The following is a 24,100-nucleotide window of genomic DNA, read 5'->3' on the forward strand; positions in this document are numbered from 1 at the left end:
CCGCCCGTTTCTGCCGGCGCCGCACCGCACTCCAGGCGCCATGCCTCGCGGGCGGACATGGCATATGCCCGCCCGCGATTTCAGTTTTTCAGAACCACGCCGCCGCGGCTGTCCGCCGCCAGCCTGGTTAATTCTTCCTTAAGCTGGGCTATCACCGGTTCGGCCACGTCTATCAGCGGCGAACGCACATGGCCGCCGTCGAAACCGCGCAGGTTCATGGCGGCCTTGACCAATTGCGGCTGGCCGAAACGGCGCGCCAGACCCCGGTAGCCGTACCACAGACGATGCAAATCCCGCGCGGTATGGGCATCTCCCCGTTCCAGCGCCCGATAGGCCGCCAGGATAAGCTCCGGCAGCGCGCCGCTGTTGGTACTGCTGATGCCGTCGAATCCGCACATCATCGGCCCCAGGAAGGCCAGATCAGAGGCGCAAAACAGCCGCAGGCGTCCCGACAGGCGATTGGCCAACTGGTCGATAACGGTGGGATTCAGGTCGCCCTGTTTGATCCCCACCACCTGCGGAATGTCCGCCAGCTGTTCCAGCAGGGCCGGCGCCAGGGTGATGCCGATGCCCGGCGCGTTATACACCAGGATGCCGGTGCGGGATAAGGGCGCCATCTGTTTGAAAAAGCTGACGATCTGCTCGTCGGTGACCTCTGAAACAAACGGCGGCGTCACCATCGGCAGGCCGCCGAGCTCCCCCGCCAGGGCCGTCAGCTCCTTCACCGCCCGGGGATCCGAACCGGCGCTGCACAGCATGACCGGTACCCGGTCATTCACCGCATCCATCACCCGGCGGAAGATAGCGGCCCGTTCGGCCACCGTGAGCGTAGGGAATTCCCCATAGGTGCCGCCGATAAGAATGCCGTCATACCCCAGGGTAATGACGCGCTCCACGTTGCGGCAGAGTCCGTCAAAATCAATCTCGCCGTCGGCGGTGAAGGGCGTAACGGTAATATTAAAAATGCCCTTCAGGCGTTCGCGGCTTTCGACCAAATCTTTCATTGCAATTTCCTTTGATAAAATGGGGGTGGCAGGCCACCCCCGGCGATTATGACCCTAACTGATAGAGCGGACGCTCGGTTGAACCCAGTACCCGGTAGCCGGTTTCGGTGACGACAATGGTTTCGCTGACGCCGACGGTAAATTCCCCGTAAACCCGCAGCGCCGGCGGGATATGGAACGTCATGCCCGGCCGCAGTTCGGTGGTAATGCCGCTATAGAGGCTCAGGATCGCCCCTTCGCCCCAGTCCGGCGCAAAGGCGATGCCGATGGAATAGCCGGTGCGTTTTTTGAAGTTTTCGGTATAGCCGGCGCGGTCAATCACCCGCTGGCAGGCGATATGCGGGGTTTCGCAGGTGGCGCCGGGGCGGATGGCGTCCAGGGCGGCCTGTAAGGCTTCCTGGCAGGTCTTCTCCATATCCAGCGCGACGGCGGGCGGGGTGCCCAGCCAGGCGGAACGCATCAGCGCGGCATGATAGCGATCGTGGGTGGCGGACATTTCCAGAAATACCGCATCCCCCGCGGCGATGCGGCGGCGGCGCCAGGTACCGTGCGGCACGCCGCTGCGCGGTCCGGTGGAGACCAGCGGTTCCATGCCGACATATTCCGAGCCGGCGGCGATTGCCTGTCCCATCATGGCGGCCACCAGGTCGTTCTCGGTGGCGCCGGCGGCAATGGCATCGCGGCCCGCTTTCATGCCGGCATCCACATAGCGCGCGGCCAGCGCCATTTTTTCGATTTCCGCCGGCGACTTCACCGCCCGCAGCTGTTCGACGATGCCCGCCGCGTCATGGATAACCCCCAGTTTTTCCTGCAAGGCCTCATAGACGCTGATGGGCAGGAACCAGCCTCGTTTATCGATACCGATGCGGCTATTGAGCCATCCCCGGCCGCGCAGCACCTCCAGCAGGAAATTCACCGGATTATCCCCGTCCTGGTAGATGGCGGCGTCGCTGATAAAGGTATTGGAGATAAAATTGAAATATTCCAGTTGCCGGATAACAAACACCGGCTCGCCGTCAACCGGCAGGACCATGGCCTGGAAAGTGTAATACCCCGGCGTCTGCTGGCCGGTGAGATAGAAAATATTTTCCGGTCCGGTGATGATCATCAGGTCCAGCCCGGCATCGGTCAGCAGCCGGCGCGCCCGCTGTACCCGGCCACGGTACTCTTCCGGGGCGAAAGCGGATTGACTGCCCTGGACAATATTACCCACGTTTTGCATTAGTTAAACTCCTGAATAAACACAGCCCGGCCCGCATCAAAATGAATACCCAGACCGGTGGAATAAGAACAGCTGACCTGGCCCCGGCCGTAGATCACCCCGCTGACCGGATCGTCAATAATGCCGTCGGCGCCATAGAGTTCGGCATAGCGGGGCTGGGTGAGGTAAGCCACCTGAAGCGCCGCGGCGGTGGCGGCGGCGCCTTCGTTCATTTGGCCAATCATAAAGGGGATGCCGGCGTCCCGCAGCCGCCGGGCGGCCAGCACCGTCGGGGCGATGCCGCCGAGCTTCACCAGCTTCAGATGGGCCCAAACCTTGCCCTGAAGGGCAATGACCCGGTCGACGTCGGCCTCGCAGCTGACGCTTTCATCCAGCATCCAGGGGATGGGACTGTGCTCCGCCAGCCGGGGGATTTCATCCGGCCACTGGGGCCCGATGGGCTGCTCCACATAGCTCAGGCCGAAAGGCGCCAAGGCTTGCAGACGTTCAGCGGCTTGTTCGGGCGTCCACTGGCCGTTGGCATCGGCGGCCAGATGGATACGATCGCCGAAACGGTCACGCAGCGTCGCCAGACGCTGGATATCCTGCTGCGGCGTGCCGATGGCGATGCGGACTTTGAGCTGGGTGAAGCCCCGCGCCACATAGGCCTCGGCCTGTTGCAAAAAGACCTCCGGTGTGCTCCAGAACAGGGTTTGGTTGGTGGCGGAAGACACGGGAAACGCCTCCGGCGCGCCTAATAGTCCGGCCACGCTGGTACCCGCCTGGGCGGCGGTCATATCATGCAGCGCCAGATCCAGCAGCATGCGGGTCGGCGCCAGGTAAGGGGATAGCGTCGATTCCGAATGCTCCAGCAGCGTGGCGGCGGGCAACGACCAGTCTTGGCCGGCGAGGGCCCGGCGCACATCCGCCATGACCTGTTCGGCGGTAAAACCGTTGAGGTAGGCGATATTCAGCCTGACTTCCCCGATGCCCCTGCCGTGGCCGTCGTCCAGTACCAGATAGAGCGACTCAAGGGCGGGGATGCTGCCGGAAGAGGCGGTATGCAGCTGCAGTCCCCGATAGTGCAGATCGGCGCGGTAAAGAGCGGCTTTCACTTGGCGTTCTCCGCGGGCAGCATAGCGCAGGCCACCTGCTGATAAATCCGGCCGGCATTGATAAATTCATCCAACGGCACGAACTCGTCGGGTTTATGCGCTACCGCCAGCGAGCCCGGCCCGATGACGATGCCCTTGGTGCCGAGGCTGCGAAAATGCACCAGATCGCAGCCGCCCTGAAAACCGAAGGGCCCCGGCTCAGACTGGCCATGGGCACGGCAGGCCGCCAGGCCGGCCTGAACAATGGCTTCATCGGCGGCGGTTTCGGTGGCGCCGCCGGTAGTGGGCTGGTACCGCAAGACGCCGGCCCGCACGCCGAAACGTTCGCGGGCCACCGTCAGCAGGTGTTCCAACTCCTGTTTCACCACCTCTTCATCCTCGCCGGGCACCATGCGTCGATCCAGCAGGATGTCGCAGGCGCCGGGCAGGACATTATCGGCATGGCCGCCCCGGATACGGGTAACCGTCAGGCTGGCGGATCCCACCAGCGGATGGCAGCGGCATTTCACCTCGGTGTGATGCTGCTCTTCGATCAAGCCCAGCAACTGCCCGGCGCGGAAGATCGCATTCTCTCCCAGATCCGGCGTGCCGGAGTGGGCGGTGACGCCTTCCACCCGTACCCAGGGCCGCAGGCTGCCTTTATGGGCTGAGAAGGTGGCGTTGGAGGTGGGTTCGCCAATCACCGCAAAGTCGATGGCCGGCGGATTGTTGCGGACATAAAATTTCGCCCCTTCGCTGGCCGCCTCTTCATCAGCCACAAATACTCCCATCAGCGTGCCGGACCACTTGTGGCGATGGGCGGCCATCTGACGCATCGCCTCCAGCATGGCTACCAGCGGACCCTTGGCGTCGCAGGAGCCGCGCCCGTACAGGCGGCCCTCCCGTTCCGTCAGCGTAAAGGGTTCCGTGGACCAGCCTTCACCGGCCGGCACCACATCGATATGGGTATTGAAGGCAAAGCAGGGACCCTCGCCATTGTTGAGCACGGCGATAACGTTGGTGCGGCCGGGCTGATACTCGCTGTAGCTCAGATCAAAACCGGCATCCGCCAGCAAACCGGCGATAAGCTCCGCCGCTTCCCGTTCGCGGCCGGGAGGATTTTCGGTATTGACCGCCACCAGGGCAGCAAGATCCCGTTTCATGCGAGCGATATCAGGCTCGGCGCAAATCATGGTCTTCTCCAAAATGACACCCTTCTTAATGTAAAATCTGATCGAGAAAGCGCTGGGCGCGCTCGCTGACATCCCCACCGAAGAAATCCCGGCCGGTGGCGTTTTCAATGATTTCACCGCGCTCCATAAACACGATGCGGTTAGCGGCCCGTTTGGCGAATCCCATCTCATGGGTAACCACCACGCTGGTCATGCCTTCGGCGCTCAGATCGGTCATGACATCCAGCACTTCGCGGATCATTTCCGGATCCAGGGCCGAGGTGGGCTCGTCATACAGCATCAGCTTGGGCTTCATCGCCAGGGCGCGGGCAATGGCCACCCGCTGCTGCTGTCCGCCGGACAGCTCATCGGGAAAGGCATCGGCTTTATCGGGAATACGCACCTTGCCCAGCAGTTCCAAAGCGATGTCGTGGGAATCGGCCCGGCTCATGCCCAACACCGTCATCGGGGCGAGCATGATGTTCTCCGCCGCCGACAGGTGAGAAAACAGCTCATAGTTTTGAAATACCATACCGATCTCCTGCCGGATCCGGTGCGGCACTACCTCGGCGGCGGTGATTTCCTGGTTACCGAAAAATATGGCGCCCCCGTCCACCGGCTCCAGCAGATTCACGCAGCGCAGCAGGGTGGATTTACCCGAGCCAGAGGGCCCGATGAGCACCACCGTTTCCCCTTTATGTACGTTAATCGAGCAGTTTTTAAGAATGTGGTTACGGCCGAAAAACTTGTCGATGCCGATAATTTCCAGCATGGGTTTAGCGGTAGTTAAAGGATTTACAGTTATTGGTTCCATAAGGGCTCCTTAGCGTGGGGCCGGCTGGCGGGCGGCGCGGATCAGCCGATCCGTAAGCGAACCCGCGGGCTTGCGGCGTTTTTTCGGATCAAGCGCACGCTCCAGCCACGCCTGGAACACCATAAACAGGCTGGTGAGCACCAGATAATAAATACCCGCCGCGCACAGGGCCTCAAAATAGCGGAAGCTGGCGCTGGCGGTCTGGTTGGCCACCAGCAGCAGTTCCTGTACCGCAATCACCGAGACCAGGGCGCTGGATTTCAACATGCTGATCATCTGGTTGCCCATAGGCGGCAGCACGATGCGCGCCGCCTGCGGCAGTACCACCTTGCGCATGATCTGGCCGCCGGTCATGCCCAGCGCCATGCCGGCGGTGCGCTGGCCGCTTCTCACCGCCTGCAGGCCGGAGCGCAGAATCTCGGCCATATAGGCGCCTTCATTCAGGGATAGCGCGAGCACCGCGCAGGTAAAGGCGGAGAAGCGTAGTCCGAATGTCGGCAGTACGTTGTAGACAAAGATTATCTGGAATAGCACCGGCGTACCGCGAAACAGCCAAAGATAGACAAAGGCCAGCGCCGGGCCGGCTCTGAAACGCGACTCCTGCAGCAACGCCAGAATAAGTCCCATCACGACGCCGAAAAACAGCGAACACAGGGTCAGCAGCAGGGTCATTACCGCGCCCTGGAAGAATGCCGGTGAACACAAATATTGCCAGACAAGATCAATGGACATACCTTTTCCTCATAACGCGTTGCCCCAGGTCTTTAAAAGATTGATACGGAAGCGGGAAATTTCCATTTATCAATTAATTGCTTATAGGTTCCGTCCGCTACCACCGCCTTCAGTCCGGTTTCCAGGGTTTGCTTCATGGCGGCATCGCCTTTGCGCACCGCAAAGCCGATATGGGTGTCGGATTCAAACTCCGGACCGGTGGTCTCGAATACATCGCCTTTTTCGCTCAGCAGCGCCACCGCGCCGGGGGTGGAAACGAACTCGGCGTCGGCCCTGCCCTGGGCGACGGATACGGCGGAATCGGTGGCGGCAGGGAAGGTCATGACGTTAATCTCCTTCAGACCGGCGGCCAGGCAGTTCTTGTTATCCGCCCGCGCCTGGCTCTCTTCGATGCCCCCCAGGGTGACGGCAACATTTTTGCCGCACAGGGAATGGTCGCGTCCGGTTATCTTGGCCGGATTACCTTTACGCACCACAACCCGGCCGCCGATTTTCAGATAGGGCACGAAATCAACCTGCTCCGCACGGGCGGGATTGATGTACATGGCCGAATTGATGAGATCGATGCGCTTGCCTTGCAGCGCAGGAATCAACCCCTTGAACTCCATAGAAAGCGGCGCGGGCGTCAAAGACAGTTTCTTCGCCAGCGCATTGATCAAATCGATATCGAATCCAGTGATGGTATTGTCTTTAGTGAATTCAAACGGCATAAAGGTCGCGGCGGTGCCGTAGGTCATGCGGCCTTTTTCTACCCATTCAGGCTCCGCCGCCCGGCTGAAGAACGATACGCTAAGGCAGGTGACAACCAATGACATCAGGGCATAACGGCGTAATGGGGCTTTCTTGGTCATAACGGGCTCCGGTTTTCAAATGATTGGATTGCTCTTTGTGAGTCAATTAATACAATTATGAAGATAATTAATTGCTCTGTTTTGGTGCGCTTTCCGCACCAGATTAGGGCAGTATTCAGGTCTATTCTTGTCTGTTCGCCGGCCGCAATATTGTATATTATAAGTCAATAAATACATTAATCAGGGCGTTTATCCCATGGAGCAGCGTTCTACGGCTACCAGCCGGCGGTTGGCGAATCAAATCCTTGACCTGATATGTGAAGCAAGATTCGAGCCAGGTCATCATTTACGGGAACAACAGTTGGCCGATACCATCGGCGTATCGCGCACGCCGGTGCGCGCCGGTCTGAATTTACTCACCGGCCTGGGCATTCTGGAAGCGCGTCGCAACCAGGGGTTTTTTCTGGTAAAACCCTATGACGAACTGCAACGGATTAAAATCGACGTGCCTTCCAGCACCGATCAGGAGCTTTACGAACAGTTGGTGAAAGATCGTATCGCCGGCATTTTACCCGAATCCTTGACCCAGACCGACATTGCCCAACGCTACGATGCCGATCGCGGAGTATTGTCCCGGGCTTTGCTGCGCCTGGCGGAGGACGGCCTTATCGCACGCAACCAGGGCCATGGCTGGCGTTTTCAGCCTACGCTCAACACCGATGTGGCTTTGCGCAACGGCTACGGTTTCCGACTGATGATCGAACCCGCCAATTTGCTGACGCCGGGGTTCAAGGCGGATAAACGCGCCCTGAAACGGCTGCGTTTGCAACACCTGTTCCTAATTTCCCACCCCGATATCACTCAGGTGGAGAGCCGCCAGATCTTTGAAACCGATGCCAGCTTCCACGAACTGCTGGCGGAATGCAGCGGCAATTTTTTTGTCCTGCAGGCTATCCAGCAGCAAAACCGGCTGCGCCGGCTGCTGGAGTTCGGCAGCTATACCAACCGGCAGCGGGTGAGGGAGTGGTGTGAAGAGCATGTGTCCATTATGGACGCTATACGCGATGGCGAAATGCCCCAGGCAGCGGAGAAAATGCGCCATCACCTGCAGTCCGCTTACGACATGGTGGCGGATAAAGTCAGTAAAAAAAATACCTAGCTTGCAAAGAAAGAGAGAAGAATATGAATTTCGCGATAAATGACAAAGTGGCGCTGGTTACCGGGGCCGGCGGAGGTCTCGGACGCGCCATCGCGCTGGCGCTGGCGGCGGAGGAGGCTGCCGTGGCGGTAACCGGCCGCACGGCGGCCACCATAGAGGAAACCGTAGCGCTTATTGAGCAGGCCGGCGGTCGGGCGCGGCGCTATATCCTGGATCTGGCCCGGCCGGAGACGTTTGACGGCGTGCTGGCGGAGATCCGCCGGGATCTCGGCCCCATCGGTATTCTGGTGAACAATTCCGGCGGACCGCCCCCCGGCAAAGCCAGCGGCGTCGAGCCGCGGGTCTGGCAGGAGCAGTTTAACGCCATGGTGGCGTCGCTGATTCAACTGACCGATAAAGTGCTGCCGGATATGCGCCAGGCGGGATGGGGCCGGATTGTGACCAGCACGTCTTCCGGCGTCGTGGCGCCTATTGCCAATCTGGCGATATCCAACAGCCTGCGGATGGCGCTGATCGGCTGGTCAAAAACCTTGGCCGGTGAAGTGGCGCGCGAGGGCATAACCGCCAACGTTATTGTCCCGGGCCGTATCGCCACCGCCCGTGTCAGCCAGCTGGATGCCGCCCGCGCCGGACGCGAGAATATCAGTCAGCAGCAGGTAAAGGCCAATAGCCTGGCGACGATTCCGGCGGGCCGCTACGGCGAGCCGGAAGAGTATGGCGCGGCGGTGGCGTTTCTCGCCAGCCGGCAGGCGTCCTACATCACCGGATCCGTACTGCGCGTAGACGGCGGCATGATCCCTGCCTGCTAAGGATTGAATCTTCTCCTGGGACCGGAATGCGGCGGCAAATCCCTTGGGATATGCCGCGGTTTAAGATATTGAGACTATCGTGCGGATAAGCTGGGCGCTGTCCGGTGCCATTTGTCCTTGAATCAATGACGGGAAGGATGCGCGGATAACCTGTGCATTTTCACGAGGTCATTCAGGATGAAAACGGTACTGCCCACGGATGGGTATTCATCGGCAAGCGAATTCATGTCGGCCCTGCAGGGCACCCAGGGCGATGCCTTTTGGCTGCTCAAATCGCAGGGCCATTGGCACGGCGGCCTCCATCTTTTCGACAGCTTCGTCCCTGGGGCAATTTACCGTCCCGACGGCCCGGCCGGTCACGGCCTGAAAAGCATGACCGACGGCCATATCGTGGCCTACCGGCTCAACGACGATTACCGCGCCGCCGCCCACAACAAACGCGCCCTGAAATTCAGCACGACGTTTATTCTGGTGAAATCCACCTGCACGCCCGATAAGGCCAGACCGGCGCACGGGCTGGATTTTTATACCCTGTGGATGCAGCTGGCGCCGCTGTCGGTGTACGGCGCGAGCGACACCGTCATCGGCGAGGTGGCCGCCACGGCGCTTAAGGTCCGCCGGGACAATCCCGCGCCGGGCTGGGTGCGGCAGGGACTGCCCGGCGGCGACGGGGCGCAGGCGCGGACCTGTTACGATGTGCAAAACCGTTACCCGGCCCCGCGGGATACCTACACGCAGTTGCCTCGGCTCAGCACGGTGGAAATCCTGGAGGAGGCGACCTTTCTGCTGGACCGCCGTGCCGTGCCGTTTGTATACGTGCGGGTCATGTCCGTGCCCGAGGGGGTATCCGGCGGGCTGGCGGTGGGAGAGCGGCTGGATATCGGGACAGGAGAAGTATCTTAAACGCCGTGGCGGCACCGGCGCGCTTCCCGCTGGATGAAAGCGGCCCGTCAGAACGGCGTATTCAACGAGGTGGTCGCCCTGGCTGGCGACAACGTGCTGCCGGTTAGCGCCGGCGAGATTATCGGCCACCTCGGCTATCTGGAATCGCCCCACAGCGCTCCGCATCATTTCTGCCACCTTGAGGTGTTCAGCCAGGACAGCCGGCTGCCGGATTTTGTAGCCAACCGGGCCGGGGTCACCGCCGGGGAGCCCTTTATTCATTCCCCGGGCAAGCCGCGCTATTTCCACCGCGAGCGGGATAATACCTTTGTGGCGTCCGTCATCGGCGACGACCCCGTACTCACCGGCGAAGAACGCTTCACTCCACGAAGCAAAACCCGCTGGCAGAAGTCCGGGGATAACGCATGGTATGAGATTCCGGCGGAGAGGTCCTGGCTGGCCGAGAGCGACGTGACCGTAGTCAATCAGTTTGACCTGGCAAAGCGCGGATTTATCCTGCTGGAGCAGGATGAGCCGCCGCGGACTCTGCGACAAACGCCCCGAGAGGGCTGGCTGCGGCAGGGATTTCAGCGGCTCGCCGCGCTGGCGCAACAGAACACCCGCGATATGTATTCGTTAACCTACATCGAGGGCTACCAGCGGCTGCTCAAGGAGATGGAGGCCGACCAAGACGGTAAGGTCTGCGGCGACAGCCTGTGGCAGTTCCTGCACAATCGGCAACCGCATATCCAGCGTCAGGTGCAGCGTTTTATTGTCAAGCACCACAGCGAATGGCTGCATGACGGGATGTCGGCGCTGTGGCGGGCGGCGCTGGGTGAGCAGGCCGGGGAGCAGCCGGCCCTGGGGCTTTTCAATCGGCCGGTTTATAGATGCGGTGGGATGGATGAAGGACGTGCCGGAGATACGCAGCAGCGAGGCGCTGTGGCATTTGCATCCGGTGACGTTTTTGGAGGCTATTTCAGTTGTAAAAAGCGGCACGGGCACGATTACGCTTGAAATGCTGCGTAAAATTTGGACAGATTCAAAATACGCTAGTGATGAAACCTTGCAGGGAGTTGCGGATGAATTGAATGCTAATCTGGAACACTGTCATTTGGATACAAAAAACCGACTATATCATTTTATGGCGCAAGTTTATCAGGAGGTGGGGTTTAGATTTAGGATTATTGAGTCATTGGATTATCCTCCCGAAGGGCTTATAGTTCAATTCAAGTATTATAGAAATCACCGACATGAAGCAACTGAAGATGGCAGAAATTCGGCGCATCCAGCCCAACAAGAAACAATAGCAAATAAGGCCTATGGTGGAAGAGGTGGTAATGACAATATCGGTGATGGTTGGCGATATAGAGGAGAGGAATGAAGCAATTGACCTTCAAAGATAACTATAAGATGTTTACCGATTATCATACAAGCAAATGGGGTGAGGCGGTTGACTTTGTTATGAGTCCTGAAATTTTATCAAATATAAAATATACGGTACGTTCTGCTCTTGCTTATTGGGATAAAAATCATCTTTATCTTATTGCTGATAGAGGAATTAATTGGGAGGCATCATGTGAAATCAGTAAAATTATTAATAAATATACTGACTCTAAAAAGCGAGATATAATAATTTAACTCAATTTGTCAATGGGAATGTTTTTGATTTCTAAGCGTTAACCGAAAGTATTTTTATTCCAATTCTAAGATATTATCGTTAACTGTGTTTACAATACAATATATTGTCGCGATATTTTTTGATTTTTTCAACATTAATATAATAACTTTGTTTATTCTCTTCAATTCTATCCGCTTGAAAACCACATAGTAGACATATTCTTTGTTTTGAATCCAATTGAATTCGTAGTATAACGACCTTCTACATTTTCGAAATCTTTTATCACATTTTTGTTGTTGTGACTATTTTCAAGCTTGGATGATTTAATTGTTTACCAAATTTGTATTCAAGGATCTCTCCATTTTAATTACTGATACATGCTGGTTATTATCGGTTTTGCAACTAAATATTAATTCGTCCTTTCCAGCTTGTGCAGAAAAATGATGAAATAAAATACTAAAGAATAAAAAATTAATTTTCATGATGGTGCCTATTAATTTTAATGCTATGCATTTCTATAACAACAATATCCTGAGTCTGATAGACTTGATCTAGATAGCCTTTGAATAAAAGAGATTTGAATGATTTCATATCAGTTTTGGATGAAAAATTTTGTTGTAAATATTAAGGGTAATGAAATTTATCTGAATAGGATAACTTTAAACCTTATGAGGCTTCAAGTAAGATTTTGCAAAAGTCCAATTACATCAACCTGTCCGATTTGGAATTTCTGGTTTGAGACTTGTCAACTCTGCTCGGTGAGTTTGTTCACTTGCCTGTATATCCCCGACTCACCTTAGCGATCAGAGCGAGCACAGTCACACCCTTTATCCGCTTTGCCGTTGCCACGGCATAGGGCTATTATCCCTATAATCTACCCTAACAGGACAAGAACCATGACCGCAGTTGCCATCCCCTCAGTAATGCAAGCGATTGATATCAGACAGCCCGGCGGACCGGAGCAATTAGTGGCTATTGAAATGCCGGTTCCCCGGCCGGATGCGGGTTATTTGCTGGTGAGAGTGGCGGCGGCGGGGGTCAACCGTCCCGATGTGATGCAGCGGGCGGGATCATATCCGCCCCCTCCCGGCGCCTCCCTGATTCCCGGACTGGAAATCGCCGGTGAAGTGGTGGCCGTGGGCCCGGATGTCAGCCGTTTTGCAGTGGGAGATAAGGTCTGCGCCCTGATTGCCGGCGGCGGTTACGCCGAATATTGCGTCGTCCATGAAACCAACGCGCTCCCTATCCCACGCGGCTTCTCTTTATTGCAGGCGGCGGCGCTGCCGGAGACATTTTTTACCGTCTGGGCCAACCTGTTCCAGCGCGGGAAACTCCAGGCCGGCGAAATCCTGCTGGTGCATGGCGGGACCTCCGGTATCGGTACGGTTTCCATCATGCTGGCAAAAGCGTTCGGCGCCACGGTCCTGACCACCGTGGGGTCGGAGGAAAAATGCGCGGCGGCCATTAAGCTTGGCGCCGACAGCGCCATTAATTACCGCACCCATGATTTTGTCGCCGAAACGAAACGGCTGACCGGCGGGCACGGCGCGGATGTGATTGTGGATTTGGTCGCCGGCGATTATGTGGCCAGAAACTATGCCGCGGCGGCGGTGGAAGGCCGCATTTTGCAAATCGGTATACAGCACGGTCCGGCCAAGGAACTCAATTTGATGCCGTTGTTATCCAAACGTTTGACCCACACCGGCACCACGTTACGTCCGAGGTCAATTGAGGAAAAAGCGGCCATTGCCGCTGATTTGCAGGAGAAAGTCTGGCCGTTGCTGGCGGATGGCCGTTTGCAGCCGCTAATCGATAGCACCTTTCCTTTATACCGGGCCTGCGATGCCCATACCACGATGGAGGCCAGCACGCATATCGGCAAGATAATGCTGGTGACGCCGGGTTACGCCGACCTGTTGGTCTGAAAGGAAATAGCCGGATTTTAGGCAGACGTGCCCGCATCGGGCACGTTGTCTGTCTTGTCAATCTGCAAGCCTAGCGGCTAAAGCCAATATTGTCGTCAATCACCGCAGTGGGGCCGATGGGCACGCGTCCAGGCTGGGTGAGGGGCAGCTTGCGAAAGATAATCTTCTCTTTCCAAACTTTGCGCAAAAAATCCTCAAACACCCGGATGGTGAGTTGTTCTCCCGGACACCGGCGATAGCTGAACCCAAATGGGGCGAAGCCGGCAAAATCACATACCGGACTGGGCTGTCCGTCCGCCACGCCGAATACCGTGCCGAAGCCGCTGTTGGTAATGCTCACCTTGCGCCCGTCTTTAACCTCGAAGGAGGTCATGTCGAACGGACAGCGCGCCAGTCCTACCTGCCGGCATTTTTCCTCGTCGATGTCGGCACTGGTGGGAACCTCGCGGTAACGATCGGGATCGAACGTATCCGGCTCTTTCCACAGCTCTCGGCTGAAGCTGGTGGCGGTATGCGGCGTAATCAGATAGCTGTGGCGTTCAAAGGAAAGGCCAAGGCTGCGATGGGGCGACTCGCCATAAGCGGAATCGCGGGCGTCGCGGATGGCTGAAATACTGCCGCTGTTGGGAGAGATGGTGCGGAACAACTCCATGACGAACAATTCCAGCGGAGTATAAGGCGCGCCGTTGGCATGGTCGAAGTCCCCGCTCATGGTTTTTTGGAAACTGCTCCGAACCGCCTTGTCGCCGTCATTTTCACTTAAGCGCGACATTATGCCGTACAGGGAATTTCCCCATTGGCTCAGGGCGACAAAGTTGTGGAAACACTCGAAAATGATATCCTTTTTACTGAAATGCGTACCATCGCCGGCATTCTTCAGCCAATACCATGCCAGGGTTTTTTCGGGATTGGCGATGCGGCCATTGGCAATATCCTCCACCCGTTCATCGATCCAGGTCCTCAGGAAATCCAGCCGTTTACGTACCGCCATGTAGTTTTCATAAACGATGGGTTGCAGCGGATTGCGATAGGCCAGCACCGTATTGAATGCTTCACCGATTTCACGCACCTCGGCGGGAATGGCATTTCCTTTTACGCCCACATGCAAATCCCAATAGAGATCGAAGTAGTAGTCCAGGTAATGGCGCATAAAAGGGATGTTGGCAAATTTCGGATCCATCAGCTCATCAAAGAAAGCGCTCACCTTCTCGCTATACATGGGTTTGTAAAGGTCCGTTGTCATCGCGGAAAAGTAAATTCGTTTACGCAGATTATTTTCACCACGATTCTCCAATCCCTGTAAAAATACCGTACTGCCTTCTTCCGGCGTCGGTTGCCACTCTGAATAAATGAGGCCCCAAAGATCTTGGGGCAAGGCATTTTCTTTGCTCAGTATAAGATCTATTAATGGCAGCTTCGGTCTTTCCCCTTCGTAAAAGCTGCTGAGGAAATACGGGACTACAACATTCTCCACATAGGCCCGATCGAAATTGACCGGGATCGTTGCGCGAAAACGCGCCAGCGCCGTGGCAATTTCATCCGGCAACGCCGTAATCCCCCCGGAAGGGGGACTTTCGGCGGCGACCGCTCGGGCTGCCGATGTTCCCGCGGTGAGACCTAATGCAGCGGCACCTGTTAAAAATGTACGTCTCTTCATATTGGCGCTCCTCATAAAACAAAAAAAATTCTGTTTGATTCAATACCAGGTGGTAGGAAGTGTTATAAAAAAGAGTTCCCCATAGGTTAAGCGAATCAAAATAACTCATTAGCCGCGTTGGATGATTTATTCAAAGCGGTCTTATTAATATTTGGATATATAGGTGGTCATTATGCAAAAGCGCCGGCCGTAACCGGCATCAATTGACTTTATACACTACCTTTTATTAAATCAATGGCAAGGAGGGTAAAGGGTAGAATGATTTTCTGTGCTGTATATCAGTTCTCTATATATTGATATTAATGTCACGACAAAAAAGAGGCTTGATTCATAAATTATTTGCAGTTCATTAGCGTTAAATATCAAATAGACTTATATTCTTTTTTCAAAGGCATTTTATTTCTCATAAATCTGCTTTACGCTTTGGATTCCCCCGTTATAGCGCAACGGAAATAAACAGCGCATTTGCGACCCGGCTCGCTAAGATATTGGCATTAAAACATCAGCACATCTTATACCGTAAGCGCCGGCTTTACTTATCGTTCCCCGCATATCATTATTGCTATCGGATAATGTTCTCGACAATTAATGAGTGATTATGCACTGGAAATGTAAAGCGTGGGCATTGCTGGCCGGGTTCTATGCCGCTACCGGTTTTGCGTCGCAGGAAGAACAGATCAAAACCGACTGCGGCAAGATAGACGGCTATGGGCAGGCGGGAACGGCGGCCTACCGGCAGGGAGATATGGCCCGCGCCGTTGAAGAGTTTACCGCCCAGGCTGCCTGGGGGGAATTTTGCCGCCTGCCGGCGCCGGCGCTTGCCACCGCTTATAATAATACCGCGCTGGCCTTGTTTCGATCCGGTGAACCCTTGAAAGCCAACGCCTGGCTTTCACTGGCGCCGGACGATCCTAAAAGCCGGGTGAATCTGGCGCTGCTCCAACCGATATTGGCGCGGCTTGCTCCCGCGCTGGCGGCCACGCCGATGGGGAATTACTGGCGTTATGCCGGTCAGGGCGTGTGGAGCGTGCTGTCGGTCGTGCCCGCGGACGGCAATGCCTGGAAAATCACCTTTAACGGATATTACATGCCCGGCATGGGGATGTATTATGGTCCGAACATGGGTTCTTTTTCGGTGGTAGAGCCCATTAGCGATGGCAAGGCTACCTATAGCCAGGACGCCGCTGACAGCGGTTCGGCCTGCCAGGTGAATATGACCTTTTCCCCAGGCGACGTGCAGCTTGATACGGTCTCTGGGGATTGCGGCTTTGGTATGAACGTCCGGGCCGACGGCAAGTTTTTGCGGGTTTCGCTCTATTGAAGCGCGGCGTTGGCGCGGCATAACAATTGTGTTACTTTTCTAATTATAAAAAAATAACGATCTTCCTCTTTATCCCTCCTGTTTTTTCACAGCCCGCCCGGCCCGCGGCGGTTAAGTCATGGAGTGTGTTATGCCTATTGCCCTATTGGCCCTGGCCCTGAGCGCCTTTGCCATTGGAACCACCGAATTCGTTATCATGGGGTTACTGCCGCAGGTGGCGGCGGATCTCAAGGTGTCGCTGCCGGATGCCGGCTGGTTGATTAGCGGCTACGCCCTCGGGGTGGCCGTGGGCGCGCCGATCATGGCGGTGCTTACCGCCCGCTTGCCGCGCAAAAGCTGTCTGGCGTTGTTGATGGTGATCTTTGTGGTGGGTAATGCCTTGTGCGCCTGGGCCTATGGTTATGGCTTGCTGATGGTTGCCCGGGTAGTGACGGCGCTGTGTCACGGCGCGTTTTTTGGTATCGGGTCGGTGGTGGCCGCCGGGCTGGTGGCGCCGAATCGCCGGGCTTCGGCGGTGGCGCTGATGTTTACCGGCTTAACGCTGGCCAATGTGCTCGGGGTGCCCATCGGCACCTGGCTGGGGCAGCTTTACGGCTGGCGAGCCACCTTCTGGTGCGTGTCGGCGCTCGGCGTGGCGGCCTTTATCGCGTTGCTGGCAAGCCTGCCGTCACAGCAAAATGCGGAGTCCCCGGATCTGGCTAGGGAGTTCGCCGCCCTGCGCAACGGCAGCCTGTTGCTCTCGCTGCTGATGACGGTCTGTTTTGCCGCGGCGATGTTCACCTTATTCAGTTATATTGCGCCGCTGCTGCTGCAGGTTACCGGCGTGGGCAATCGCGGCGTCAGCTGGACGCTGTTTTTGATCGGCGCAGGCCTGACTCTGGGGAATTTTATCGGCGGCCGGCTGGCCGACTGGCGGCTTTCCGCCAGCCTGCTGCTGAGCTTTTCGTTTATTGCGGTCTTTTCCCTGCTGTTCAGTTGGACCAGTCATCAGCTTCTGCCGGCGGAAATTACCCTGTTTTTATGGGCGTTGGCCACCTTCAGCACCGTGCCGGCATTGCAAATCAACGTTGTGACCCACGGCGACGATGCGCCCAATCTGGTGTCGACCCTGAATATCTCGGCGTTTAATATCGGTAATGCGCTGGGAGCCTGGGCCGGCGGCAAGGTTATTGCCATTGGTTTTGGTCTGACCCGGGTGCCCATGGCCGCCTGTGCGTTGGCGCTGATAGGGCTGGCGGTCTGCCTGGTCACTTTCCGTCGTCCGCCGCGCCGCCCGGCGGTGGCATAATATTTCGCGCCGGCTTATTAATTATTGCCGGTGGCCTGCGCCAGCCTGGCCGGAATGCTATCGGCAAGCGCCTGCAAATGGTGGATGAACTGCGTCGCCAGCGAGGAGGCCGGCCGATGCAGCGGCCTGACCAAGCTCACGGTGAAAGGCACGCCGATGCTGAAGGGCTTGATCACTACCCCGCTGGCGGCGTAGTCCAGGGCGGTGAGGGGATTGACAATGGAGATGCCCACCCCGGCACGCACCATGGCGCATACCGATGCGGCGCTGTGCGTTTCCAGCACCAGTCGGCGGGTTATCTCCCGCTGTTCGAACAGCCGGTCCAGCAGTTGGCGATAGCCGTCGGTGACGGAGAGGCTGATAAAGGGCAGGTGGTGAAAATCTTCCGGCGTCAGGACGTCTTTTACGCTCAGGGGATGTCCCGCCGGCAGTACGCAAACCTCGTTCAGCGTCATCAGGGTTTGCCGTTCGGTACCGGCGGGAGTGAAGGTGTTTTCCGTCAGGCCGAGGTCATGGCGCTGGGCGGAAAGCCATTCATCCAGCAACGGCGACTCCTGCGGGACGACGCTCAGGCTCGCCTCCGGGTAGCGCTGGAAAAAGGTCCGGCACGCTTCAGGCAGCAGGGACTGGGAAAATACCGGCAGGCAGGCCACCGAAAGCTGGGTTTGCCGGTATTGCCGGATAGCCTGGGCCGCCCCGAGAATCCGATCCAGCCCATAGTAGGAACGCTGCACCTCTTCAAACAGTCGCAACCCTTCGCCGGTGGGTTTCAGCCGGCCCTTGGTCCGCTCAAACAGGGTTAACTGCAGCAAATGCTCAAAGCGCGCCAGCTCACGGCTTACGGTGGGCTGCGAGGTGTGCAGCAGCGCCGCGGCGGCGGTGAGGTTACCGGTGGTCATTACCGCATGAAAAATATCGATATGGCGCAAGGTGATGGCGGCCATGCAGTCGCTCCGGAAGTGCAAAGCCATATCATAAATGAATAGCTTTGCCCTATATAGATATTTTATCACCCGGGCGAGGATCACGGATAATAGCCGGCGGTGGAATGTCCCGGTAATCAGGTCAAGAACGAGGAAACCATGCCCCATAGCCTTTATGAAAACGCCGGCGCCTTGAACGCGAATAATCTCCGTTCCCTGGCGCAACGCTTCGGCGGCCCGGTTTGGGTATATGAAGCGGAAATTATCATCCAGCGCATTCGTCAGCTGCGGCAATTCGATGTTATCCGTTTCGCGCAAAAAGCCTGTTCCAATACGCATATATTGCGTCTGATGCGGGAGCACGGGGTGAAAGTGGATTCGGTTTCCCTGGGGGAGATCGAACGCGCCTTGCTGGCGGGCTTCACACCGGGACAGTCGCCGAGCGAGATCGTGTTCACCGCGGATGTGTTCGACGAGCCGACCTTGCAGCGGGTGGCGGAACTGGGGATACCTGTGAACGCCGGCTCGGTGGATATGCTGGCGCAGCTGGGCGCGCGCTCACCGGGGCACGGGGTCTGGCTGCGGATAAATCCGGGTTTCGGCCATGGCCACAGCCAGAAAACCAATACCGGCGGCGAAAACAGTAAACACGGCATTTGGCACGGGGATTTGCCGCGGGCTTTCGCCGAGATCCGGCGCTATGGACTGAAGCTGATTGGTTTTCATATGCATATCGGCTCCGGGGTGGATTACGATCATTTGCAGCAGGTGTGCGAGGCCATGGTGGAAGCCGTTATCGCCTCCGGTCAGGATTTGCACGCCATTTCCGCCGGCGGCGGTTTGTCCGTACCCTACCGGTTCGGCGAGGAGGCCATCAATACCGAGCACTATTTTGGCCTGTGGGATGCCGCGCGCCGGAAAATAAGCCGCCATCTGGGACATCCGGTGACGCTGGAAATTGAACCGGGCCGTTTTTTGGTGGCGGAAGCCGGCGTGCTGGTGGCTCAGGTTCGGGCGGTGAAAGAGATGGGCAGCCGCCATTTCGTGCTGGTGGACGCCGGATTCAACGATCTGATGCGCCCGGCCATGTACGGCAGCTATCACCATATTTCGCTGATCCCCGCCGACGGCCGTCCGCCCGTGGAGCAGGGCGACCGTGCCACGGTGGTGGCCGGTCCGTTATGCGAATCCGGCGACGTCTTCACGCAGCTGGCCGGCGGCGGCGTGGAACCGCGCATGCTGCCCGAGGCGCGGGTGGGGGATTATCTGGTGTTCCATGACACCGGCGCTTACGGCGCGTCCATGTCGTCAAACTACAACAGCCGGCCGTTATTGCCGGAGGTGTTATATGAACAAGGACACCCGCGCCTTATTCGTCGGCGCCAAACGCTGGACGAACTGCTGGCGCTGGAACAGGTGCCGGAAGAACTCCCTCCGGCCTAATCGTTAGCCTGCGCCCTCCGGCGTAACCGCTGCTACCCGGCGGGCGGGGATAGCGCCAGGCGGATGGCGCCGTCCGCCAGGCTTGCGACGCTGATTTGCCGCCAGCTTTGGATAATGCCTTCGACAGCGCCATAACTGGCCTGCTCGCCTCCCACCTGCACCGCCCGGCAACCGGCGGCCAGCGCGCTGGCTATACCGGCGGGCGCGTCTTCGAATACCAGGCAATCCCCGGGATCGATGCACAGCCGCCGCGCCGCCAGGAGGTAAGGCTCCGCGTCGGGCTTGCCCAGCACCACATCCTGAGACCCTATCAGTATCGCGGGAACGCGCAATCCGCAGGCGGCCAGTTTATGCAACGCCACCCGCCGGCTGGCGGAAGTCACCACCGCCCAGGGCAGGGGGCCGATATCCCGCAAAAAGCCGGCCGCTCCCGGTAGCGCCGAGACGCCGGCGAAATGGCTGATTTCCAGCTCGTCCAGCAGCGCGATGTGCCGCTCCAAATCCAGATGGGGCGCCACCTGCCGGATGATATCCCGCGAGCGTACCCCGTGACAGATAGCGAGCACCCGCTCCGGCGGAATACCGTTGTCCCTGCACCACTGGGTCCAGATAAGTTCGACATTGTGGGTGGATTCCACCAGCGTGCCGTCCATGTCCAACAATACCGCTTTTGCCTCAATGGAGATCATAACGTTTCACCTTGTTGTGGGCTTCTTGCCGGCACCACTACAACAGGCGCACGGCGGCTTGTATAATCAAATAAAGTTCACCGGTGATAGAGGATTGGAATGGAGATTCGGCAACTGCGGGCCTTTGTCGCTCTGGCGGAGCGTTTGAATTATCGTGAAGCCGCCGCAAGATTATGTCTGACCCAGCCGACGCTAACCAAACAAATCAAGATGCTGGAGGCGGAAGCGGGTTTGCAGCTGTTTCGGCGCGATAATCAGGGGACCCGGCTGAGCCGCCAAGGGCAGTTGCTCTATGAGGACGCCAAACAGCTGGTGGAGCGGTTCAGCGCTTTCAAAACCCGCTGCGGACAGCTCGGCAGCGGCCGGGACGCATCGCTGTCCATCGGATTTATCGGCTCCGCCACCAGCATCATGCCTGATATCATCACCCGTTTCAGCCAGCTTAATCCGGATATCGTTATCCAACTGCAAGACCTCTCCTCGCCCCGGCAACAGCAATTGATTTTGTCGGGACAGCTGCAGGCCGGTTTTATGCGCCTGCCGGTGGGGGCGCCGTTAACCTTCGAACGGACCGGGCATGATTGCCTGTGCCTGATCTTTCATAAAAATCACAGCCCCGAACCGGAGGGGATCGGTCGTTTGCTTAACGTCACCACCCTATATGTGCTGGATGCTGAAAACTGTCCCGGTTCCGCGCGGCAAATCGATAGTTTCATCAGCGCCGGAGGCCTTAGCCGGCGGCGGCTGCAGGCGATTAAAGATGCCCGCACCATCATGACCCTGGTGGAATCGCAAATGGGTGTCGCGATACTGCCCCGCAGCGCCATGACGTCCCGCCATCCGGAAGTGCGATGCCAGCGCCTGTCCGGCGCCTATGCCGACTGGGATGTGGGGCTGGTTTGGAACGAAAATATTCCCGATCCCCACCGCGATGTGTTTATCCGCGAAGTGGTCAAGCTCACCGCCGTGGCGGGTAAGCCTTGATGCCGGCGGATATTGCTTTCCTGGCGGACTGTCCCTGGCATAAGGAACTGGTGACGGACTGGTTATGGCAGGCTTTCGGCGATGGCGCCGGCCGCGAATTTTACGCCGCGATAGTTGAAAATGGTCTGCGGCGGCAGGGCTTGCCCATTACCTTTATCGCCCTGGAGCAGGGACGGCCGGTGGGAACCGTGGGCCTGTGGCGCAGCGACCTTTTGAGCCGGCAGGATTTGACGCCCTGGCTGGCGGCGCTTTATATCGATGAGGCGCACCGGGGCAGGGGATTGGGCCGGCAGCTGCTGGAATTTGTCACGACGTTCAGCCGCCGGGCGGGTTTCCATCGCCTCTATCTTTACGCCGCCTTTACCGGCTATTACGAACGTTTCGGCTGGTTATACCTGGGGGAAGGGGTGGAATACCCCCGCAAGCGGGTTTATCTTTATAGCTATCAGGGAAGGAGCTCATGATGCTTCCGACGGCGGCGGCGCGACAGAATGGCGTCTTACCAGCGTCGGACTGAAGGTATTGGTCACCTCCGGCAACGGATCGCCGTTGGCCAGCGCCAGCGCCAGCTGCGCCGCCTGGGTAGCCATCGCCACCACCGGATAGCGTATGGTGGTCAGGCGGGGGCGCAGGTAGCGCGATATCAGGACATCGTCAAAACCCACCAGCGAGATCTGTTCCGGCACATCGATACCATTGTCGCTTAACACCGCCAGCGCGCCGGCGGCCATGGAATCGTTATAGCAGGCGATGGCGGTAAAATGCCGGCCGCGCCCCAATAAATCGGTAATGGCCTGCTCGCCCCCCACTTCATCCGGCTCGCCGTAGGCAATGAGCTTCTCGTCTATGTCGATCTGATGATCCGTCAAAGCGTCCAGATAACCCTGCAGGCGATCCGTGCTGTCGGATATCGGATGGCTTGAACAGATAAAAGCGATGCGCCGGTGGCCCTGCTGAATCAAATGCCGGGTGGCCAGCCAGGCGCCATACCGGTCGTCCAGCGCCACGCAGCGGTGGACATAATCCGGCAATATGCGATTAATCAGCACCATCCCGGGAATATGCGCCATCAGCGCGCTGAGTTCCGCCTCTGGTATCATCTGGGCGTGCACCACCAGCGCAGCGCAGCGGTGCCGTATCAGCTGCTCGATGGCCTGACGCTCTTTGTCGATGATATGATAGCCGTTGCCGATCAATAAAAAATTGCCGGTGCGGTACGCAACCTGTTCCACCGCCTTGACCATCGCGCCAAAAAAAGGATCGGAGACATCCGCCACAATCAACCCCAGGGTTTCCGTCGACTGTTGCGCCAGTGCGCGGGCATTGGCATTCGGATGGTATTGTAGCTCTTCCATGGCGCCGAGCACCGCCTGACGCGAACTATCACTGGCTTTTGGCGAATTATTGATAACCCGCGAAACGGTGGCGACGGATACGCCCGCCAGTTTCGCTACGTCCTTAATGGTGGCCATATCGCTTACAGGCTCTCAAAGAAAAATCGTTTACCCGTTAAGTTTTACGGAAAAGGCCCGACGATGCAAGGCGTTAGCGCACAGGTTGAGCAAACAGTTCACAAATAGGATTATCGGCAACGCCGGAATGCCGGTGTTCCCGGTTTCCTCTCCCTCTTCATGACGCCAAGGCCCGCGCCAAACCGGCGCCGCGGCTTTAAACCGGCTGTGGATATAATCCTGGGGTAAATTTTACAGTTGGTTTCATTTCGAGCAGCAATCTTTCGATTGAGCGGTAGTTTATTCATATCACCCCCATTAGAGTAGGTATTCCCAGAGGTATTGATTGGTGAGAAATCAGCATACCTTGTATGCTGAGACCATTTCAGTTGCACCAACCTACGCGGATGCGTAGGTTTTTTTTTGTGTGCGCCGGGCATGGCGCGTAGCGCCTTGACGGGCGCTGTCCCTGGACCGTGGTGGTCAAGGGGCGACTTGGAGGTGAAAGTCCTTTGCACACCCGGCAAGGGGAAGTGCTAGCCGAACGGCAAGGGTGCCCACCGCGAGGCGGGATCTGAAGGAAGCCGAAGGCAAAATGCTGGCCTGACGAACAGGAAGCGACTTAGGCGTGACAGCGGGGTAAGGCGGCACATATCGTCAAAGCCCGATACTTGCACGGAACGCTGTTACGTAGAGTCGACAGGTATAAGCATGAAGGTCGCGCGAATTACCCCGGGAGGTCTGTACGTCTGCCTTGGTGCTACCGGGCGTCGAGAGGCGACGGGATGAATGTACAGAAGTCAGCCGAGGCCATAGTAGCGGTGCAAAACCGGTATCGTGAAGGGCCGAACATTTACAACCGTGATTAGGACAGGTTATCTCGATGGGTATTGATGAGGCACAAGCGCAGGACACTGCGGCCCGGACAGGAGGAAGCGAACAGTATTCGCAAGGGCCTGACACGGGTGCTGAAATACCCACGGCGAAAGCTGAGCAAACGAAAGCGGAACAACCGTTGTCAATCGAGGCGGTGATAACACGCGGCAACCTGATGCTGGCCTATCAGCGGGTTCTTGAGAATAAAGGCGCAGCAGGGTCGATAATCTGGGCGTCGGCGAACTTAAAGACTGGCTGAAATGG

At 57.5% G+C, this 24,100-nt stretch carries 24 protein-coding genes; 13 read left to right on the forward strand and 11 right to left on the reverse strand.

The features are described from left to right. Nucleotides 1-80: 80 nt before the first annotated feature. The 7 genes from GTU79_RS04750 to GTU79_RS04780 are packed head-to-tail and all read right to left on the reverse strand — an operon-like array spanning nt 81 to nt 6,868. On the reverse strand, nt 81-1,004 hold the full coding sequence (locus GTU79_RS04750; RefSeq protein WP_203522710.1) for a dihydrodipicolinate synthase family protein: 924 nt from the start codon (nt 1,002-1,004) through the stop codon (nt 81-83). A gap of 46 nt (nt 1,005-1,050) precedes the next feature. Then, nucleotides 1,051-2,226, reverse strand: coding sequence for a M24 family metallopeptidase (locus GTU79_RS04755; RefSeq protein ID WP_203522709.1), 1,176 nt, complete (start codon nt 2,224-2,226; stop codon nt 1,051-1,053). After that, the gene (locus tag GTU79_RS04760; protein WP_203522708.1) at nt 2,226-3,320 is read right to left on the reverse strand and encodes a mandelate racemase/muconate lactonizing enzyme family protein; all 1,095 of its coding nucleotides are present in this window, start codon (nt 3,318-3,320) and stop codon (nt 2,226-2,228) included. The genes GTU79_RS04755 and GTU79_RS04760 overlap by 1 nt, the downstream gene beginning before the upstream one ends. Next, nucleotides 3,317-4,492 (reverse strand): M20 family metallopeptidase, encoded by a 1,176-nt coding sequence (locus GTU79_RS04765; RefSeq protein ID WP_203523152.1) that lies wholly within the window; start codon nt 4,490-4,492, stop codon nt 3,317-3,319. Before GTU79_RS04765 ends, GTU79_RS04760 begins: the two co-directional genes overlap by 4 nt. Nucleotides 4,493-4,517: 25 nt before the next feature. After that, the gene (locus GTU79_RS04770) at nt 4,518-5,285 is read right to left on the reverse strand and encodes an amino acid ABC transporter ATP-binding protein (protein WP_338091459.1); all 768 of its coding nucleotides are present in this window, start codon (nt 5,283-5,285) and stop codon (nt 4,518-4,520) included. Nucleotides 5,286-5,294: 9 nt separating this feature from the next. Then, complete coding sequence (locus GTU79_RS04775; protein WP_132923288.1) at nt 5,295-6,017, reverse strand: amino acid ABC transporter permease; 723 nt, start codon at nt 6,015-6,017, stop codon at nt 5,295-5,297. 32 nt (nt 6,018-6,049) lie between these two features. Continuing rightward, entirely contained in the window at nt 6,050-6,868 is an 819-nt protein-coding gene (locus GTU79_RS04780; protein ID WP_132923287.1) for an ABC transporter substrate-binding protein, read from the reverse strand. Nucleotides 6,869-7,064: 196 nt separating this feature from the next. Between GTU79_RS04780 and GTU79_RS04785 the strand changes: the two genes are divergently transcribed. The 7 genes from GTU79_RS04785 to GTU79_RS04815 all read left to right on the forward strand — a co-directional run bounded on the left by GTU79_RS04785 (nt 7,065) and on the right by GTU79_RS04815 (nt 13,204). After that, complete coding sequence (locus tag GTU79_RS04785; protein WP_132923286.1) at nt 7,065-7,967, forward strand: GntR family transcriptional regulator; 903 nt, start codon at nt 7,065-7,067, stop codon at nt 7,965-7,967. Nucleotides 7,968-7,990: 23 nt separating this feature from the next. Continuing rightward, nucleotides 7,991-8,776 carry an SDR family oxidoreductase gene (locus GTU79_RS04790; RefSeq protein ID WP_203522707.1) on the forward strand — a complete coding sequence of 262 codons (786 nt, stop codon included), beginning with the start codon at nt 7,991-7,993 and terminating at the stop codon, nt 8,774-8,776. A gap of 177 nt (nt 8,777-8,953) precedes the next feature. Next, nucleotides 8,954-9,679 carry a hypothetical protein gene (locus tag GTU79_RS04795; RefSeq protein ID WP_214513728.1) on the forward strand — a complete coding sequence of 242 codons (726 nt, stop codon included), beginning with the start codon at nt 8,954-8,956 and terminating at the stop codon, nt 9,677-9,679. 33 nt (nt 9,680-9,712) lie between these two features. Continuing rightward, the gene (locus tag GTU79_RS04800) at nt 9,713-10,675 is read left to right on the forward strand and encodes a hypothetical protein (protein ID WP_214513729.1); all 963 of its coding nucleotides are present in this window, start codon (nt 9,713-9,715) and stop codon (nt 10,673-10,675) included. Continuing rightward, a complete protein-coding gene (locus GTU79_RS04805; protein ID WP_214513730.1) occupies nt 10,626-11,042 on the forward strand; it encodes a hypothetical protein in 417 nt (138 codons plus the stop codon). The genes GTU79_RS04800 and GTU79_RS04805 overlap by 50 nt, the downstream gene beginning before the upstream one ends. Continuing rightward, nucleotides 11,039-11,299: a hypothetical protein gene (locus GTU79_RS04810; RefSeq protein WP_214513731.1), complete on the forward strand. Its 261-nt coding sequence runs from the start codon at nt 11,039-11,041 to the stop codon at nt 11,297-11,299. The genes GTU79_RS04805 and GTU79_RS04810 overlap by 4 nt, the downstream gene beginning before the upstream one ends. A gap of 876 nt (nt 11,300-12,175) precedes the next feature. Continuing rightward, a complete protein-coding gene (locus GTU79_RS04815) occupies nt 12,176-13,204 on the forward strand; it encodes an NAD(P)H-quinone oxidoreductase (RefSeq protein WP_203522705.1) in 1,029 nt (342 codons plus the stop codon). Between the two features lie 70 nt (nt 13,205-13,274). On the opposite strand, the gene GTU79_RS04820 is transcribed toward GTU79_RS04815, so the two are convergent. Further along, nucleotides 13,275-14,861 (reverse strand): cytochrome P450 family protein, encoded by a 1,587-nt coding sequence (locus GTU79_RS04820; protein ID WP_203522704.1) that lies wholly within the window; start codon nt 14,859-14,861, stop codon nt 13,275-13,277. Between the two features lie 598 nt (nt 14,862-15,459). Here GTU79_RS04820 and GTU79_RS04825 point away from each other — a divergent pair. Continuing rightward, on the forward strand, nt 15,460-16,182 hold the full coding sequence (locus GTU79_RS04825; RefSeq protein ID WP_203522703.1) for a tetratricopeptide repeat protein: 723 nt from the start codon (nt 15,460-15,462) through the stop codon (nt 16,180-16,182). Between the two features lie 130 nt (nt 16,183-16,312). Further along, a complete protein-coding gene (locus tag GTU79_RS04830) occupies nt 16,313-17,470 on the forward strand; it encodes an MFS transporter (RefSeq protein WP_203522702.1) in 1,158 nt (385 codons plus the stop codon). A 17-nt stretch (nt 17,471-17,487) separates the two neighbouring features. On the opposite strand, the gene GTU79_RS04835 is transcribed toward GTU79_RS04830, so the two are convergent. After that, complete coding sequence (locus GTU79_RS04835; protein ID WP_203522701.1) at nt 17,488-18,414, reverse strand: LysR family transcriptional regulator; 927 nt, start codon at nt 18,412-18,414, stop codon at nt 17,488-17,490. 138 nt (nt 18,415-18,552) lie between these two features. Between GTU79_RS04835 and lysA the strand changes: the two genes are divergently transcribed. Then, nucleotides 18,553-19,836 (forward strand): diaminopimelate decarboxylase, encoded by a 1,284-nt coding sequence (lysA, locus tag GTU79_RS04840; protein ID WP_203522700.1) that lies wholly within the window; start codon nt 18,553-18,555, stop codon nt 19,834-19,836. A gap of 32 nt (nt 19,837-19,868) precedes the next feature. Here lysA and GTU79_RS04845 read toward each other — a convergent pair whose 3' ends face one another. Further along, nucleotides 19,869-20,525, reverse strand: a complete 657-nt coding sequence (locus tag GTU79_RS04845; RefSeq protein WP_203522699.1) for an HAD-IA family hydrolase — start codon at nt 20,523-20,525, stop codon at nt 19,869-19,871. 99 nt (nt 20,526-20,624) lie between these two features. Between GTU79_RS04845 and GTU79_RS04850 the strand changes: the two genes are divergently transcribed. Further along, complete coding sequence (locus tag GTU79_RS04850; protein ID WP_203522698.1) at nt 20,625-21,509, forward strand: LysR family transcriptional regulator; 885 nt, start codon at nt 20,625-20,627, stop codon at nt 21,507-21,509. After that, nucleotides 21,509-21,973: a GNAT family N-acetyltransferase gene (locus GTU79_RS04855; RefSeq protein WP_203522697.1), complete on the forward strand. Its 465-nt coding sequence runs from the start codon at nt 21,509-21,511 to the stop codon at nt 21,971-21,973. The genes GTU79_RS04850 and GTU79_RS04855 overlap by 1 nt, the downstream gene beginning before the upstream one ends. On the opposite strand, the gene galR is transcribed toward GTU79_RS04855, so the two are convergent. Then, complete coding sequence (galR, locus tag GTU79_RS04860) at nt 21,968-22,981, reverse strand: HTH-type transcriptional regulator GalR (protein WP_132923274.1); 1,014 nt, start codon at nt 22,979-22,981, stop codon at nt 21,968-21,970. The genes GTU79_RS04855 and galR overlap by 6 nt on opposite strands. Before the next feature lie 862 nt (nt 22,982-23,843). On the opposite strand from galR, the gene GTU79_RS30070 reads away from it, so the two are divergent. Then, nucleotides 23,844-24,095, forward strand: a complete 252-nt coding sequence (locus GTU79_RS30070; RefSeq protein ID WP_253073399.1) for a hypothetical protein — start codon at nt 23,844-23,846, stop codon at nt 24,093-24,095. Nucleotides 24,096-24,100 lie beyond the last annotated feature (5 nt).

It is taken from the genome of Sodalis ligni, assembly GCF_016865525.2.
Taxonomy (GTDB): domain Bacteria; phylum Pseudomonadota; class Gammaproteobacteria; order Enterobacterales; family Enterobacteriaceae; genus Acerihabitans; species Acerihabitans ligni.